The following is a 17,113-nucleotide window of genomic DNA, read 5'->3' as shown; positions in this document are numbered from 1 at the left end:
GTGCTTACCGGGCCTACAACGGCCCCGAACGCAGGCCGGGTAAGCAAAGCGCCACCCGGCAACAGCAGCACCGAACCGTAGGCCGAGTAAGCGCAGCGCCACCCGGCAACAGCAGCACCGAACCGTAGGCCGGGTAAGCAAAGCGCCACCCGGCAACAGCAGCACCGAACCGTAGGCCGGGCAAGCAAAGCGCCACCCGGCAACAGCAGCACCGAACCGTAGGCCGGGTAAGCGAAGCGCCACCCGGCAACAGCAGCACCGAACCGTAGGCCGGGTAAGCGCAGCGCCACCCGGCAACAGCAGTACCGAACCGTAGGCCGGGTAAGCAAAGCCACCCGGCAAAAACAGGATATCGCCATGCTCGATAAACACACCCACACCCTGATCGCCCATCGTCTGCATCAGGCGGAACAATCCCGGGAGCAGATCCGCGCGATCTCGCTGGATTACCCGGAGATTACGATTGAAGACGCCTACGCCGTCCAGCGCGAATGGGTCAGCCTGAAAATCGCCGAAGGCCGCGTGCTGAAGGGCCACAAGATCGGCCTGACCTCCAAAGCGATGCAGGCCAGCTCGCAGATTAGCGAGCCGGACTACGGCGCGCTGCTGGACGACATGTTCTTCCACGACGGCAGCGACATCCCCGTCGACCGCTTCATCGTCCCGCGCATTGAAGTGGAGCTGGCGTTCGTGCTGGCAAAACCGCTGCGCGGCCCAAACTGCACGATCTTCGACGTCTACAACGCCACGGACTACGTCATCCCCGCGCTGGAGCTGATCGACGCCCGCTGCCACAACGTTGACCCGGAGACCCAGCGCCCGCGCAAGGTCTTCGACACCATCTCCGATAACGCCGCCAACGCGGGCGTGATCCTCGGCGGCCGTCCGATTAAGCCCGACGAGCTGGACCTGCGCTGGATCTCCGCCCTGCTCTACCGCAACGGCGTAATCGAGGAGACCGGCGTGGCCGCAGGCGTCCTGAACCACCCGGCGAACGGCGTCGCGTGGCTGGCCAACAAGCTGGCGCCGTACGACGTGCAGCTTGAGCCGGGGCAGATCATCCTCGGCGGCTCGTTTACCCGCCCGGTGCCCGCCAGCAGAGGCGACACCTTCCACGTCGACTACGGCAACATGGGCTCCATCAGCTGCCGCTTTGTTTAGGAGAGACAACATGCAAAACGCATTTAAAGCGGCGCTGAAGGCGGGCCGTCCGCAAATCGGCCTGTGGCTGGGGCTCACCAGCAGCTACAGCGCCGAGCTGCTGGCGGGAGCAGGCTTCGACTGGCTGCTTATCGACGGCGAGCACGCGCCGAACAGCGTGCAAACCGTCTTAACCCAGCTGCAGGCCATCGCCCCTTATCCGAGCCAGCCGGTGGTGCGCCCGTCGTGGAACGACCCGGTGCAGATCAAACAGCTGCTGGACGTCGGCGCGCAAACCCTGCTGGTGCCGATGGTGCAAAACGCCGACGAGGCGCGGCTGGCGGTACGCGCCACCCGCTACCCGCCTGCGGGCATTCGCGGGGTGGGCAGCGCGCTGGCTCGCGCGTCGCGCTGGAACCGCATACCGGATTACCTCCAGCAGGCCAACGACGCCATGTGCGTGCTGGTGCAGATTGAAACCCGCGAGGCGCTGAAAAACCTGCCGCAGATCCTCGACGTGGAAGGCGTCGACGGCGTGTTTATCGGCCCGGCGGATCTGAGCGCCGACATGGGCTTTGCCGGCAATCCGCAGCACCCGGAGGTGCAGGCCGCCATCGAGCAGGCGATCGCGCAGATCCTCAGCGCGGGCAAAGCGCCCGGCATCCTGATGGCGAACGAGCAGCTGGCGAAACGCTATCTTGAACTCGGCGCGCTGTTTGTCGCCGTCGGCGTTGACACCACCCTGCTCGCCCGCGGCGCGGAAGCGCTGGCGGCACGCTTTATCGAAAACCCGGTTACGTCAGTTAATAACAATAAATCCGTCTACTAAACGTAAGATCTGGAGCGCACCATGACGACCTCTACCCTGCAAACACATGATAATAAAGCTGTTGAACAACGCGCCATTAACAAGCTGTTCCGACGCCTGATCGTCTTTCTCTTCATCCTGTTTGTCTTCTCGTTTCTCGACCGCATCAACATCGGCTTTGCCGGGCTGACGATGGGTAAAGATCTGGGCCTGACCTCCACCATGTTCGGCCTGGCCGCGACGCTGTTTTACGTCACCTACGTGCTGTGCGGGATCCCGAGCAACATCATGCTGGCGAAGATCGGCGCGCGGCGCTGGATCGCCGGGATCATGGTGGTGTGGGGCATCGCCTCCACCTGCACCATGTTCGCCACCAGCCCTGAAACCCTCTACGTGCTGCGCATGCTGGTGGGCATTGCCGAAGCCGGCTTCCTGCCGGGGATCCTGGTCTATCTCACCTGGTGGTTCCCGGCCTATCACCGCGCCCGCGCCAACGCGCTGTTTATGATCGCCATGCCGGTCACCATGATGCTCGGCTCGATCCTCTCCGGGTACATTCTGGCGATGGACGGGCTGTGGAGCCTGAAGGGCTGGCAGTGGCTGTTCCTGCTGGAAGGGCTGCCGTCGGTGGTGCTCGGCGTGGTGACCTGGTTCTACCTTAACGACACGCCGGATCGGGCCACCTGGCTGGACGATAACGAAAAGCAGGCGCTGAAAACGATGATCGCCCGCGAGCAGGAAGTCACTATTGCCCAATCCGTCACGCCGCGCTCGACGCTCCGTGAGGTGCTGACTCCGGCGGTGCTGCTCTACACGCTGGCCTACTTCTGCCTGACCAACACGCTGAGCGCCATCAACATCTGGACGCCGCAGATCCTGCAGAGCTTTAACACCGGGAGCAGCAATATCGTCATCGGCCTGCTGGCGGCGATCCCGCAGTTCTGCACCATTCTCGGGATGATCTGGTGGAGCCGCCGCTCCGACAGGCTGAAAGAGCGAAAAAAGCACACCATCCTGCCGTACCTGTTCGCCGCGGCGGGATGGATGCTGGCCTCCGCCACCGATCACAGCCTGATCCAGCTGCTTGGCATCGTCATGGCCTCAACCGGATCGTTTACCGCCATGGCGATATTCTGGACCACGCCGGATCGGGTCATTAGCCTGCATTCCCGGGCGGTGGCGCTGGCGGTGATCAACGCCATCGGCAACGTGGGATCCGCCGTCAGCCCGCTGCTGATCGGCATTCTGCGCGACGCGACCGGCAGCTTCAGCTCCGGGCTGTGGTTTGTGGCCGGGCTGCTGGTGGTCGGCGCGCTGGTGCTGACGCGCATTCCGATGACGCAGCGGGATCAACAGAGGAACGACCGTGTGCCAGAGCCCTATCGCCAACATTGATATCAGCAGGGAGTACGACGAAAGCCTGGGCACCGACGACGTGCACTACCAGTCGTTCGCGCGCATGGCGGCCTTTTTTGGCCGCGACATGCAGGCGCATCGTCACGACCAGTACTTTCAGATGCACTTTCTCGATACCGGACAGATTGAGCTCCAGCTCGACGATCACCGCTACTCGGTGCAGGCCCCGCTGTTCGTCCTCACGCCGCCGTCGGTGCCGCACGCGTTTATCACCGAATCCGACAGCGACGGGCACGTGCTGACGGTGCGCGAGGATCTGATCTGGCCGCTGCTGGAGGTGCTCTACCCCGGCACCCGGGAAGCGTTTGGCCTGCCGGGGATCTGCCTCTCGCTGGCGGATAAGCCGGACGAGCTGGCGGCGCTGAAGCACTACTGGCAGCTGATTGCCCGTGAGTCCACGGAACAGCTGCCGGGACGCGAGCACACCCTGGTCCTGCTGGCGCAGGCGGTGTTTACCCTGCTGCTGCGCAACGCGAAGCTCGACGACCATGCATCAGGCGGCATGCGCGGCGAGCTGAAGCTGTTCCAGCGCTTTACCCAGCTTATCGACACCCACTACCATCAGCACTGGACGGTGCCGGAATACGCCAGCGAGCTGCACCTGACCGAATCCCGCCTGACCGATATCTGCCGCCGCTTCGCTAACCGCCCGCCGAAGCGGCTGATCTTCGACCGCCAGCTGCGGGAAGCCAGGCGGCTGCTGCTCTTTTCCGACAGCGCGGTCAGCGAGATTGCCTGGCAGCTGGGGTTTAAGGATCCGGCCTATTTCGCCCGCTTTTTTAATCGCTTAGTAGGGTGCTCGCCGAGCGCCTATCGGGCGCAGAAAGTACCGGTTTCCTGAACGCATCACGGTTCGTAGGGCGGGTAAGCGCAGCGCCACCCGCCAAAAAGCCGCACAGATCACAAAACCCCATCCCGCCCGAAAAGTACCCGCCGTTGTCCCAATCGTCCCTTCACGTCCTGCCCCTCTCAGGCTTCAATTAAACAACAAAAACAAAACATAAATTTAACATCACAATTCCGATACGAGGTCCCTATGAAGCCTGAAGATTTCCGCGCTGATGCCAAACGTCCGTTAACCGGCGAAGAGTATTTAAAAAGCCTGCAGGACGGTCGCGAGATTTATATCTACGGCGAGCGCGTCAAAGACGTCACCACCCACCCGGCGTTTCGCAACGCGGCGGCCTCCATCGCGCAGATGTACGACGCGCTGCACAAGCCGGAAATGCAGGACACGCTGTGCTGGGGCACCGACACCGGCAGCGGCGGCTATACCCACAAGTTCTTCCGCGTGGCGAAAAGCGCTGACGACCTGCGCCAGCAGCGGGACGCCATCGCCGAGTGGTCGCGCCTGAGCTACGGCTGGATGGGCCGCACGCCGGACTACAAGGCCGCGTTCGGTTGTGCGCTGGGCGCCAACCCGGCGTTCTACGGCCAGTTCGAGCAGAACGCCCGGAACTGGTACACCCGCATCCAGGAAACCGGCCTGTACTTCAACCACGCCATCGTGAACCCGCCGATCGACCGCCACAAGCCGGCGGATGAGGTAAAGGACGTCTACATCAAGCTGGAGAAAGAGACCGACGCCGGGATAATCGTCAGCGGCGCGAAAGTGGTGGCCACCAACTCGGCGCTAACCCACTACAACATGATCGGCTTCGGCTCCGCGCAGGTGATGGGCGAAAACCCGGACTTCGCGCTGATGTTCGTCGCGCCGATGGATGCCGAGGGCGTGAAGCTGATCTCCCGCGCCTCCTACGAGATGGTGGCGGGCGCAACCGGATCCCCTTATGACTACCCGCTCTCCAGCCGCTTCGACGAGAACGACGCGATCCTGGTGATGGATCATGTGCTGATCCCGTGGGAAAACGTGCTGATCTACCGCGATTTCGACCGCTGCCGTCGCTGGACGATGGAGGGCGGTTTCGCCCGCATGTACCCGCTGCAGGCCTGCGTGCGCCTGGCGGTGAAGCTCGACTTCATCACCGCCCTGCTGAAGAAATCCCTGGAGTGCACCGGCACCCTGGAGTTCCGCGGCGTGCAGGCGGATCTCGGCGAAGTGGTGGCCTGGCGCAACATGTTCTGGGCGCTGAGCGACTCCATGTGCTCCGAAGCCACGCCGTGGGTCAACGGGGCGTATCTGCCGGATCACGCCGCGCTGCAAACCTACCGCGTGATGGCGCCGATGGCCTACGCGAAGATCAAGAACATCATCGAACGTAACGTCACCTCCGGGCTGATCTACCTGCCGTCCAGCGCCCGGGATCTGAACAACCCGCAGATCGACCAGTATCTGGCGAAATACGTGCGCGGCTCCAACGGCATGGATCACGTCGAACGCATCAAGATTTTGAAGCTGATGTGGGATGCCATCGGCAGCGAATTTGGCGGCCGTCACGAGCTGTACGAAATTAACTACTCCGGCAGCCAGGACGAAATTCGCCTGCAGTGCCTGCGCCAGGCGCAGAGCTCCGGCAACATGGACAAGATGATGGCGATGGTCGACCGCTGCATGTCCGAATACGACCAACACGGCTGGACGGTGCCGCACCTGCACAACAACAGCGATATCAACATGCTGGATAAGCTGCTGAAATAGCGCAGCGGGAGGTTGCAATGCAATTAGATGAACAACGCCTGCGTTTTCGCGACGCAATGAGTAGCCTGTCGGCTGCGGTCAATGTGGTCACTACCGAGGGCGAGGCGGGCCGCTGCGGCATCACCGCCACCGCCGTCTGCTCGGTCACGGATACCCCGCCGTCGGTGATGGTGTGCATCAACGCCAGCAGCGCCATGAACCCGGTCTTTCAGGGCAACGGCAGGCTGTGCGTTAACGTGCTGAATCACGAGCAGGAGATCGTGGCGCGCCACTTCGCCGGGATGACCGGTATGGCGATGGACGAGCGCTTTGCCCTCTCCGGCTGGCAGAAAGGCCCGCTGGCGCAGCCGGTGCTCAAGGGCGCGCTCGCCAGCCTTGAAGGCGAGATTAGCCAGGTGCAAACCATCGGCACGCATCTGGTTTATCTTGTTGAAATTAAAAACATCATCCTGAGTGACGCGGGACACGGCCTGATCTACTTTAAGCGCCGTTTCCACCCGGTCATGCTGGAGGCGGAAGCCGCCGTCTGATCCCCCCGCGCGCTGGTCTTTTATCCGGCCAGCGCCGCTTTCTGCAAAAAATCCTAAGGTTTCCGCTAAATCACGCCGTTATATAACCATAAGAGAAATTTTCTGTGACTGAATACTGACGCCACCCGTCAGTGCCCCCGCATCATTCAGCGCATACCTAATATACAGGATGACCTTATGGCTAAAACGACGCGGAGCCGCTCGGCTGAACGTCTGGTCGATATTCTCCTTGAGCTACATTTAAACGGTGTGGTAAACCGCAGCGTGCTAATGGAGAAATTTAAAATTACCGAGCGTACCGTTTACCGGGATTTAAACGCCCTCTCTCCTATTGTTGAACATACCGGTAATGGGCTATATCGGCTCATCCATTCGGCACAATCGCCCGGCGGACAAGGCCTGCATCACACCCTTGCTAACTTCCTGAATGCTGATAGCTTTTTCCCTGAACGAAATACGGAATTCTGGCAGAAGCTTGAAGCGCGCGTTGACGAAAACCATATTCTTATTCTTGCGAATGAAGCCGAACACACGGTGCAACGTGATATTCGCCGTCATTTATCAAAGATTGAGAAATCGATTAAAAACCATAATGTTTGTCAGATTGTTTATAAGGGCAAAACCCGCCTGATTAATCCCTATAAACTCATTAACAAAAAAAATATATGGTATTTACAAGCCACCGAAAATAGCCGCCTGAAATCCTTCTCCCTGAGCCAGATTAGCTGGTTTGATATTCAGAAACCGACCTTCACCCCGGAAGAAAATGTCCTTGAGCTGCTGGAAAAAAGCCTCGACCCCTGGGTGTCTGAAGATACTTTCTCGGTGAAAATATTCATCAAGGATAATATTTCACATTACTTCCTGCGCCGCGATCTTCTGCCGGAACAGGAGCTGCTGGAGGAGCAACAGGGCGGCGTCACGCTGCGCTGCCGGGCGGCCCACGAGAACCAGATCCTGCCGCTGCTGTTCTACTGGCTGCCCCATATTCAGATTCTGGAACCGAGCTGGCTGAAGGAGAAGCTCATCAGGACCCTGGAGAGCTATCTGGCCGTGGAGCGTAGCCCGGCTAACCAGGTGATCTCAATCACATAATTTCGCCCACCGGCGGCGAGACGGAACCGCTCGTCGCCCCCTTTGACCGCTCACCTTGCACTTTCAACCACTCATTCATTTACCGTCCTTTACGCGCGCGCGGAACTGGCACGATCGCTCCAGCATTAATCAATACCTCCTCACAACGAACCCTGACCCTTTTTTCTTTACATAAAAAACCAGGTCTTACTATGGATACTAAAAAACTACTGAAGCACGTGCCCTGGGCCTTACTCGGGATCCTCGGCGCTTTTTGTCTGGCGGTTGTCGCATTACGCCGGGGCGAACACGTAAGCGCCCTGTGGATCGTGGTCGCGTCGGTTTCCGTCTATCTTGTGGCTTATCGCTACTACAGCTTATACATCGCGCAGAAGGTCATGAAGCTCGACCCGACGCGCGCCACCCCGGCGGTCATTAACAATGACGGCCTGAACTACGTGCCAACCAACCGCTACGTGCTGTTTGGCCACCACTTTGCCGCTATCGCCGGTGCAGGCCCGCTGGTGGGCCCGGTGCTGGCCGCGCAGATGGGCTACCTGCCGGGTACGCTCTGGCTACTGGCGGGCGTGGTGCTGGCGGGTGCGGTGCAGGACTTTATGGTGCTGTTTATCTCGTCTCGCCGTAACGGCGCCTCTCTGGGTGAGATGGTTAAAGAGGAGATGGGCCGCGTGCCGGGGACTATTGCCCTGTTCGGCTGCTTCCTGATCATGATCATCATCCTCGCGGTGCTGGCCCTGATCGTGGTGAAAGCGCTGGCCGAAAGCCCGTGGGGTGTCTTCACCGTCTGCTCAACCGTGCCGATTGCGCTGTTCATGGGGATCTACATGCGATTCCTGCGTCCGGGCCGCGTGGGTGAAGTGTCGGTGATTGGTATCGTGCTGCTGGTGGCCTCCATCTACTTCGGCGGCGTGATTGCGCACGACCCGTACTGGGGCCCGGCGCTGACCTTCAAGGACACCACCATCACCTTCGCGCTGATTGGCTATGCGTTTATTTCCGCGCTGCTGCCGGTCTGGCTGATTCTGGCCCCGCGCGACTACCTGGCGACCTTCCTTAAAATCGGCGTGATCGTCGGTCTGGCGATCGGCATCCTGGTGATCAACCCGGATCTGAAAATGCCTGCGGTAACGCAGTACATCGACGGTACCGGCCCGCTGTGGAAAGGCGCCCTGTTCCCGTTCCTGTTCATCACCATCGCCTGCGGTGCGGTCTCCGGCTTCCACGCCCTGATTGCGTCCGGCACCACGCCTAAGCTGCTGGCGAACGAGAAAGACGCGCGTCTCATCGGCTACGGCGCGATGCTGATGGAGTCCTTCGTGGCGATCATGGCGCTGGTTGCCGCGTCCATCATCGAACCGGGCCTGTACTTCGCGATGAACACCCCTCCGGCGGGCCTCGGCATTACCATGCCAAACCTGCACGAAATGGGCGGCGACAACGCGGCGATGATCATGGCCCAGCTGAAGGACGCCAGCGCGCACGCGGCGGCGACCGTCAGCTCCTGGGGCTTCGTGATTTCGCCTGAGCAGATCATGCAGACCGCGAAGGATATCGGTGAACCGTCCGTGCTGAACCGCGCCGGTGGTGCGCCGACGCTGGCCGTCGGTATCGCACACGTGTTCCACAAGGTGCTGCCGTGGGCGGACATGGGTTTCTGGTACCACTTCGGTATTCTGTTCGAAGCGCTGTTCATCCTGACCGCGCTGGATGCCGGTACCCGTGCGGGCCGCTTCATGCTGCAGGACCTGCTCGGTAACTTCGTGCCGTTCCTCAAGAAAACCGACTCTCTGGTGGCGGGCATTCTGGGTACCGCGGGCTGCGTCGGCCTGTGGGGTTACCTGCTGTACCAGGGCGTTGTCGACCCGCTGGGCGGCGTGAAGAGCCTGTGGCCGCTGTTCGGTATCTCTAACCAGATGCTGGCCGCCGTGGCGCTGGTGCTGGGCACCGTCGTCCTCGTGAAGATGAAGCGCACCAAATACATCTGGGTCACCGTGGTCCCTGCGCTGTGGCTGCTGCTCTGCACCACCTGGGCGCTTGGCCTGAAGCTGTTCAGCGCCAACCCGCAGCTGGAAGGCTTCTTCTTCATGGCTAACCAGTACAAAGAGAAGATTGCCGCAGGCGGCGCAGACCTGACTGCCCAGCAGATTGCCAACATGAACCATATCGTGGTGAACAACTACACCAACGCGGGTCTGAGCATTCTGTTCCTGGTGGTGGTGTACAGCATCATCTTCTACGGCATTAAGACCTGGCTGAAGGTGCGTAACGCCGACGGTCGTACGGATAAAGAAACCCCGTACGTGCCGGTGCCGGAAGGCGGCGTGAAGACCTCTTCACACCACTAAAACAATGGCGGGTGGCGCTGCGCTGACCCGCCCTACAACGGTACTGTAGGCCCGGATCGCTGCGCGCCACCGGGCTTTTTCTGTCTGGAACCCACAATGTTTGGTAACTTAGGCGAAGCAAAAAAATACCTCGGTCAGGCGGCGAAAATGCTGATTGGCATTCCGGACTATGACAACTACGTTGAGCATATGAAGACCAACCATCCGGATAAGCCGTACATGACCTACACCGAATTCTTCCGCGAGCGTCAGGAAGCGCGCTACGGCGGAAGTGGAGAAGGCGGCGTCCGCTGCTGCTAAAGGAGAGACCATGACCCCGATTGCCGTTACCCTGCTGACCGGTTTTCTCGGCGCCGGTAAAACCACCCTGCTGCGCCACATCCTGAATGAACAGCACGGCTTCAAAATCGCCGTCATCGAAAACGAATTTGGCGAAGTCTCGGTAGACGACCAGCTGATTGGCGATCGCGCCACGCAGATCAAAACCCTGACCAACGGCTGCATCTGCTGCACCCGCTCTAACGAATTAGAAGACGCCCTGCTGGATCTGCTCGACAGCCGCGACCGCGGCGAGATCGACTTCGACCGCCTGGTGATCGAGTGCACCGGCATGGCCGACCCCGGCCCGATTATTCAGACCTTTTTCTCGCACGAGATCCTCTGCCAGCGCTACCTGCTGGACGGCGTGATTGCCCTGGTTGATGCGGTCCACGCCGACGACCAGATGAACCAGTTCACCATTGCCCAGTCGCAGGTGGGCTACGCCGACCGTATCCTGCTGACTAAAACCGACGTGGCAGGCGACAGCGAGAAACTGCGCGAGCGGCTGGCGCGCATCAACTCACGCGCCCCGATTTACACCGTGACGCACGGCGATATTGACCTGTCTCAGCTGTTCAATACCAACGGCTTTATGCTCGAAGAGAACGTCACCGCGAAACCGCGCTTCCACTTTATGGCAGACAAGCAAAACGACGTGACGTCGATTGTGGTGGAGCTGGACTACCCGGTGGATATCAGCGAGGTCTCACGCGTGATGGAGAACCTGCTGCTGTCGTTTGCCGACAGGCTGCTGCGCTACAAGGGGATGCTGTGGATTGACGGCGAGCCGAACCGCCTGCTGTTCCAGGGCGTGCAGCGCCTGTACAGCGCCGACTGGGATCGTCCGTGGGGCGATGAAGCGCCGCACAGCGTGATGGTGTTTATTGGCATCCAGCTGCCGGAAGAGGAGATTAGGGCGGCGTTTGCGGGGCTAAAGAAATAAATCGTCGCTCCCTTTTAATCAGAAAAGGGAGCGTATTTCATTGAGGCAAAATGCGGGTTTCGCCCTTTCTGTTTGCAATTTTGTCTGTTAATGTTCTTACCAATAATGAAATCATGCTTTGATTAATATTCCTTACAATATTAATTAATTGGATTTGTATAATTCTCATGAATTGGTAGGCGTCATATGGCAATCATTATTCCCACAATTAGCAGTTGTAGCGAGAAGATTACGGCCGGAGAAAAAAGGCTGGCAAGGCTTCTGGAGGGTGGACTCAGCGAACAGTGTACCTGTTGGTATGATACCCGAATGGGAGACAAAGACGATCATCCTGATTTTGTGATTCTGGCCCCTGAAAAAGGACTGCTGTTTATAGAAGTGAAAGACTGGTTTATCACAAAAATAAAATCGGCTAATAAAACGCATATTGATTATGAAACCAAAAACGGCATAGAGCCGTTGAAGAACCCCCTCGAACAGGTTCGACAATATACCTTTCATATCATCAATAGCCTGAAAAAAGATCCCCTGCTTCGCCAGCAACGAGAAGATCATGAGGGCAGTTTTATTATGCCGTATGGATATGGCGTTTATTTGAGCAACATCACCCGGGCACAGTTGGAAAAGAATTTTACACCTGAGGAGTTGAATGAAATATTGCCCGCCAGCCAGGTGATATGCAAAGATGAGCTTACAGAATTTATGACCAGAGATCAGATCTCTGCCCGGCTCGAATCTCTTCTCAAACATCCCTTCGTCCATCATACTACCCCACAACAACTTGACCGCATTCGGTGGCATCTTTATCCCGATGCACGTATTAACTCATCTGTGACGCGGGTTGATCTGGATAACTTTACGCTCCATACACCCGATATCGTTTGTATGATGGACACAAAACAAGAACAGCTCGCAAGAAGCATGGGAACAGGTCACCGCATTATCCACGGTGTAGCAGGATCAGGAAAAACCCTTATTTTGCATCACCGATGTATTGAGCTTGCCAACAACATTGAAAACACCAAGCCGATACTGGTGATTTGCTACAACATTACGCTGGCCAAAAAACTCAAAGCGCAACTGGAGCAATACACTCTTCGTCTTCCCGTCGAAGTCACCCATTTCCACGCCTGGTGTTATCAACAATTAAACTCGCATCGGCGTCTTCCCCCCAGGAGCAAAAACTTTATTGACCTGATGGAAAATGCGCTGACGGTAGCATTTGAAGAGGGAGTGATAAAACCGGAGCAGTACAGCGCCGTTTTAATAGATGAAGGACATGATTTCAAGCCAGAATGGCTAAGGATCCTCGCCAGGATGCCGGACAATAAAGATAGCTCCCTGCTTTTCCTGTACGATGATGCTCAGTCAATTTATCAGAAAAAGAAAGCTCTCGATTTTACCCTGTCCAGCGTCGATATAAAGGCTCAGGGCCGCACAACGATTCTGGATACCAATTATCGCAACACCCGGCAAATACTCCATTTTGCCAGCAGCGTAGCATTTAATTATCTTAATAATCACATAGAAGCGTCCCTCAAATACCAGCGACCTGCCGCAGGAGGACTGTCCGGGAAGTATCCTGCGCTGGCCAGCTTTGATAATCAGGACGAGGAGATTACACACGTCCTTGATTGGGTTACAGAGCAGCGACAGGAAGGAGTAGCATGGTCAGAGATCGCCATTCTGTGCCCTTCAACCTACAGTATTTCGGGGGCGCTTGGGCCACGTCTCGCGGCACGTAACATTCCTTATCAGATGATTGTCAGCAGCGATGATAAAAAGCACTGGTCACCGCAAAATGATTTTCTCTGCGTCATGCCGTTGCCAAGCAGCAAGGGGCTAGAATTCCACTCAGTCGCCATTTTGGATGCCGCGAAGGAAAGAGATAATGATGATCTGAGTGACGATATCAAGCGCCTGTATGTTGGATTTACCCGCGCGCGTCAAAACCTGCTGGTGACGATGCACGGCTCCGGAAACCTGCGCGATCATCTTGTCGACACCTATGAGAATATCGCGAAAGCGATCTAGCGCTTAGCCAATGCTCACCCTCTCCCCAATGGGGAGAGGGTGAGTGGAAAACTTATTTCAACGCCTCGGGCAGCGTCACAATCCACAGCTCGCTGTCGGACTCCGGCTTCTTCAGCGGCTTCACGCTGAGCGTAGTAGCAACCGGTTTGTCATCCAGCGTCAGCATGCCCTCCGCGTTCACCCGATAATCCTTGAGCTTCTTGCCCTCAACCGGATTTTGCATCGCCACCTTCACGCCAAAGTCATTATCGTTCGCCACCGCAAGCGTTTTGCTATCGATCAGCGCCAGCCCTTCGGCCTTCTCCTGCTGCCAGCCCAGCGCGCGCAGATCGACGACCTGAGTTTTTGTCGCAAGGGTAATGCCGCGCTGCGCCAGGGTTTTCTCGTCATCAAACTCCGGGTACTCGCCCGGCTTGTCGAAGGCGCTCAGGTCGCTCGCCCTGCTGAGATCCACCTTGTAGATGAGATTGCGCATCCCGTCGTTTTTATCGCTGCCCTGCTCAATCAGCAGGATGTGCTGGTCATTGAGCGCCACGATGTCGCCGATTTTGGCATCGCTGTTTTTGTCGTAGGCCGCGCTGTCGATCGGGTAGCCGTACATCGCGGTCTTGCCGGTCGCCGGGTCGAAGCTCACCAGACGCGTAAACAGCGCCTGCTTTTTGCTTTTACCGTCGATATCCAGCGTGCTCTGCACCGCCGCGATAATGCGTCCGTCCGGCATCCGGGTCAGGCCTTCGAAGCCCCGGTTGGGCTGGCGCCATTTGATGATGTTTGGCAGACCGCCCGCGATGGATTTTTCTCCTTCCGCCGCCTGCGGGCCGTGGATCGCCAGGATTTTGCCTTTGCTGTCGACGTTAATCAGGAACGGGCCATACTCGTCGCACAGCCAGTAGCCGCCTTTGCCGTCCGGCGTGATGCCTTCCGTATCCAGACCGCGGTTGTCACCCTTGAGGATCTTGAGGGTATCGCTGAACGCCACTTCGTTGGTGGAGCCAATCACGCCGCTTTGCAGCGGCAGACCGTTAATCTCGCCTTTATCATCATGCAGCGGGCGGGCATCCACCGCCTCTGCTTTGCCGTTCTGAACGCGGATGGTCATCAGCAGCGGCGCGAAATCCGGCGTGACGAATATTTTGGCTTCATTTTTACCCATTTTTGGCGCATCGGCGTTGGGACCGCGATCGGTCACGGTCGCAAAGGTCAGAGCATCACCCTGCTTGCCCGTAAACAGCAGGCCAGAGCCAATGCCCACGGGCAGCCCATTCGGAAACGCATCGGCAAACGCGCCGCTGTATTTCACATGTGAACCTTCAGGGAAGCTGACGACATAGCGTTCAGCGGTGGGCTGCGCCGCCAGGCCAGAGAAAGAGAGCGCACAGCCGATAAACACAGGAATAATTTTTCTTTTCATATTGTTAGCGTCCAGAGAGTGAAGCCAACACCGTAAAGAATAAACGTGTCAGAAAAATGACATGCCGAGGAGAGCGGATCGGCATGACGAGACGTATATTCCTCCCCAGAAATGTAAACCTGTGTCTTTATCTGTGACAATTGAAACATTTTTGGAAACTATTAGAAATTCTATTAATGCATTTCAAAGCAATTTTCCCGGCTCGTTCAGCCTGGGTTTAGGTAAAACGCTGAACCTTTCCTAAACGCGACCTCATTACGGATTGACTCCCTGCCTTGCAAACATTTAGCCAACATTTAAAAATCAAAAAACCAACAAAATCAGCATAAAAACGCGACATGACTCACATTTGCAGTCGTAAACATCCCTTGTTAAGGTGCCCTCAGATTACTTTGACGACGAGGAAATACTCATGAAAAAACTCAACATTCTCATCCTGTCTGCTCTGACCGCCGTCTCCGGCTCCGCACTCGCCATGGGTGGCAGCATTGAGCAGGGTAAAAACTTTACCAACCTGAATGTGGAAATGGGTAAATCCAGCTCGGGTCTGTATACCGAGGGTAGCTGGTTAAAGAATACCGATGACGGTACCCAGACCGGGGGCGTGGGCGCAGGTTACAACCTGGAAGTGGGTCCGGTGATGCTGAATGCGGGCGCGAAGGCCATCTATATCGGCCCGAAAAAAGGCGATAACGGCGTGGCGTTCCCAATCGGCGGCGGCGTAAACGTCGCGCTGACCGACAGCATTCATGTCTATGGCGAAGGTTATGTTGCCCCTGAAGGGCTGAACAACAGCGTCAAAAACTACGTGGAAGCGAACGGCGGCGTAAGCTGGACGCCGATTACGCCAGTGACCCTGAAAGTGGGCTACCGCCACGTGAGCGTGGATGGCAAAGATGGCCGTCCTGGCCACACGCTGATTGACGGCGCATACGTGGGCGGCGGCGTGTCCTTCTAACCCAATGTATTGATACTGCTGCACATTGTAGGCCGGGTAAGCGTAGCGCCACCCGGCAAGAAAGGCGATGACGCTCTTTACCAAAAACCTGCCGTACGGCAGGTTTTTTTATTACCTCTTACTTACGCACCACCACCAGCTTCTGGTTCACAAACTCTTTGATGCCCAGATCCGACAGCTCGCGCCCGTAACCGGAACGCTTCACGCCGCCGAACGGCAGTTCTGGCGCGGTATCGGTGAGCCAGTTGATATATACCATCCCGGTCTCAATCCGCGACGCCATTTTCTTCGCGCGCTCGATATCCTTGCTGAATACCGCCCCGCCCAGGCCGTAGTGGGAGTCGTTCGCCAGGGCGACCGCTTCATCATCGCTCTTCACCACGTAGATCTGCGCCACCGGGCCGAAGAACTCCTCGAAGTAGGCCGGGTTGTCGCGGGAGATATTCGTCAGGATTGTCGGCTCGAAGAAGCTGCCGTCGCGCTGCACCGGCTTGCCGCCATAGTGTAGCGTGGCACCGTTTTTCACCGCCTCGTTAACCTGTTTGGTCAGCGTTTCCAGCGCGTCTTTAGACGACAGCGGCCCCAGCGTGGTGCTTTCATCCAGCGGATCGCCAATCTTCACCTGCTTAAACGCCTCGGTGAATTTGCTCAGGAAGGCATCCGCAATCTTCTCATGCAGGATAAAGCGCTTCGCCGCGGTACACACCTGCCCGGCGTTGTTGAGGCGCGCATTCACGCCAATCTTCACCGCTTTATCCAGGTCCGCATCGTCCAGCACCACGAAGACGTCGTTCCCGCCCAGCTCCAGCGTGGATTTTTTAATGTGCTTCGCCGCCTGCGCGGCCACGACGCTGCCGGCCTTTTCGGAGCCGGTTAATGCTGCGCCCTGCACGCGATCGTCGGCGATGATGTTTGCCACCTGTTCGGACGAGATGAACAGGTTAGTCCACGCCCCTTCCGGCGCGCCCGCCTCGCGCACCAGGTGCGCAAAGGCCTCGGCGCAGTGCGGCACGATGCTCGCGTGTTTAGCCAGAACGGGGTTACCTGCCGCCAGGTTGGGCGCCAGAACGCGCATCAGCTGGTAGTACGGGAAGTTCCACGGCTCAACGGCCATCAGCACGCCGATGGGATGATGTTCCACCCACGCTTCCCCGAGTTCAGAGTCGTACTTCACCGGGGCCAGGAACTGCTTCGCGTTGTCGGCGTAGTAGCGGGCGATCTGCGCGCACAGCTTCACCTCGCCGCGGCTCTGTTCGATGAGCTTACCCATCTCCTGGCTGGCGATTTTCGCCAGCTCCTCCACGCGCTCGTCGATCAGGTCGGCAAGCTTGTGCAGCACCGGCAGGCGCTGGTTGATGTCGCCCTTCGCCCAGTCCGAATGATAAAGGGCATCGGCCGCCTTCAGCGCCGCTTCAATATCCGCGTCGGTATGTGAGGGGTATTCTTTGATGAGCTGGTTAGTGGCAGGATTTACTGTCTGATAAGCCATATCGAATCTCCATGTTTTACCGCT

Annotated in this window: 14 protein-coding genes; 12 read left to right on the top strand and 2 right to left on the bottom strand. The window is 57.9% G+C overall.

What is annotated here, in order from left to right; translation table 11 throughout:
• The first annotated feature begins 357 nt into the window (after positions 1-357).
• The 11 genes from hpaH to ACMWKK_RS22750 all read left to right on the top strand — a co-directional run bounded on the left by hpaH (position 358) and on the right by ACMWKK_RS22750 (position 13,231).
• Entirely contained in the window at positions 358-1,161 is an 804-nt protein-coding gene (gene hpaH, locus ACMWKK_RS22800) for a 2-oxo-hept-4-ene-1,7-dioate hydratase (protein ID WP_024908290.1), read from the top strand.
• Between the two features lie 10 nt (positions 1,162-1,171).
• Entirely contained in the window at positions 1,172-1,969 is a 798-nt protein-coding gene (hpaI, locus tag ACMWKK_RS22795) for a 4-hydroxy-2-oxoheptanedioate aldolase (protein ID WP_112781597.1), read from the top strand.
• 21 nt (positions 1,970-1,990) lie between these two features.
• Entirely contained in the window at positions 1,991-3,343 is a 1,353-nt protein-coding gene (gene hpaX, locus ACMWKK_RS22790; RefSeq protein WP_112781596.1) for a 4-hydroxyphenylacetate permease, read from the top strand.
• Positions 3,315-4,205, top strand: coding sequence for a 4-hydroxyphenylacetate catabolism regulatory protein HpaA (hpaA, locus tag ACMWKK_RS22785; RefSeq protein ID WP_045327532.1), 891 nt, complete (start codon positions 3,315-3,317; stop codon positions 4,203-4,205). The genes hpaX and hpaA overlap by 29 nt, the downstream gene beginning before the upstream one ends.
• 195 nt (positions 4,206-4,400) lie before the next feature.
• Positions 4,401-5,963 carry a 4-hydroxyphenylacetate 3-monooxygenase, oxygenase component gene (gene hpaB / locus ACMWKK_RS22780; RefSeq protein WP_033144556.1) on the top strand — a complete coding sequence of 521 codons (1,563 nt, stop codon included), beginning with the start codon at positions 4,401-4,403 and terminating at the stop codon, positions 5,961-5,963.
• A gap of 17 nt (positions 5,964-5,980) precedes the next feature.
• Entirely contained in the window at positions 5,981-6,493 is a 513-nt protein-coding gene (locus ACMWKK_RS22775; RefSeq protein WP_045327528.1) for a 4-hydroxyphenylacetate 3-monooxygenase reductase subunit, read from the top strand.
• A gap of 177 nt (positions 6,494-6,670) precedes the next feature.
• Positions 6,671-7,588 carry a helix-turn-helix transcriptional regulator gene (locus ACMWKK_RS22770; RefSeq protein WP_112781595.1) on the top strand — a complete coding sequence of 306 codons (918 nt, stop codon included), beginning with the start codon at positions 6,671-6,673 and terminating at the stop codon, positions 7,586-7,588.
• Positions 7,589-7,779: 191 nt separating this feature from the next.
• Positions 7,780-9,933, top strand: a complete 2,154-nt coding sequence (locus tag ACMWKK_RS22765; protein ID WP_032643943.1) for a carbon starvation CstA family protein — start codon at positions 7,780-7,782, stop codon at positions 9,931-9,933.
• A 96-nt stretch (positions 9,934-10,029) separates the two neighbouring features.
• Positions 10,030-10,233, top strand: coding sequence for a YbdD/YjiX family protein (locus ACMWKK_RS22760; protein WP_003856610.1), 204 nt, complete (start codon positions 10,030-10,032; stop codon positions 10,231-10,233).
• A gap of 10 nt (positions 10,234-10,243) precedes the next feature.
• Positions 10,244-11,197: a GTPase gene (gene yjiA / locus ACMWKK_RS22755; protein ID WP_112781594.1), complete on the top strand. Its 954-nt coding sequence runs from the start codon at positions 10,244-10,246 to the stop codon at positions 11,195-11,197.
• Between the two features lie 186 nt (positions 11,198-11,383).
• Complete coding sequence (locus tag ACMWKK_RS22750; RefSeq protein ID WP_406542937.1) at positions 11,384-13,231, top strand: 3'-5' exonuclease; 1,848 nt, start codon at positions 11,384-11,386, stop codon at positions 13,229-13,231.
• Positions 13,232-13,283: 52 nt separating this feature from the next.
• Here the strand turns inward: ACMWKK_RS22750 and ACMWKK_RS22745 are convergent, their stop codons facing one another.
• The gene (locus ACMWKK_RS22745; protein ID WP_139156919.1) at positions 13,284-14,642 is read right to left on the bottom strand and encodes an esterase-like activity of phytase family protein; all 1,359 of its coding nucleotides are present in this window, start codon (positions 14,640-14,642) and stop codon (positions 13,284-13,286) included.
• Between the two features lie 412 nt (positions 14,643-15,054).
• On the opposite strand from ACMWKK_RS22745, the gene ACMWKK_RS22740 reads away from it, so the two are divergent.
• Positions 15,055-15,600 (top strand): YfaZ family outer membrane protein, encoded by a 546-nt coding sequence (locus ACMWKK_RS22740; protein WP_045327520.1) that lies wholly within the window; start codon positions 15,055-15,057, stop codon positions 15,598-15,600.
• Positions 15,601-15,718: 118 nt separating this feature from the next.
• Here the strand turns inward: ACMWKK_RS22740 and ACMWKK_RS22735 are convergent, their stop codons facing one another.
• Positions 15,719-17,089 (bottom strand): NAD-dependent succinate-semialdehyde dehydrogenase, encoded by a 1,371-nt coding sequence (locus tag ACMWKK_RS22735; RefSeq protein WP_032643939.1) that lies wholly within the window; start codon positions 17,087-17,089, stop codon positions 15,719-15,721.
• Positions 17,090-17,113: the final 24 nt, after the last annotated feature.

Origin of the sequence: Enterobacter sp. 01-M-03-SI-ECC (assembly GCF_047530215.1) — a bacterium.
Taxonomy (GTDB): domain Bacteria; phylum Pseudomonadota; class Gammaproteobacteria; order Enterobacterales; family Enterobacteriaceae; genus Enterobacter; species Enterobacter chengduensis.
This window is presented reverse-complemented; position numbering and strand designations above follow the sequence as displayed.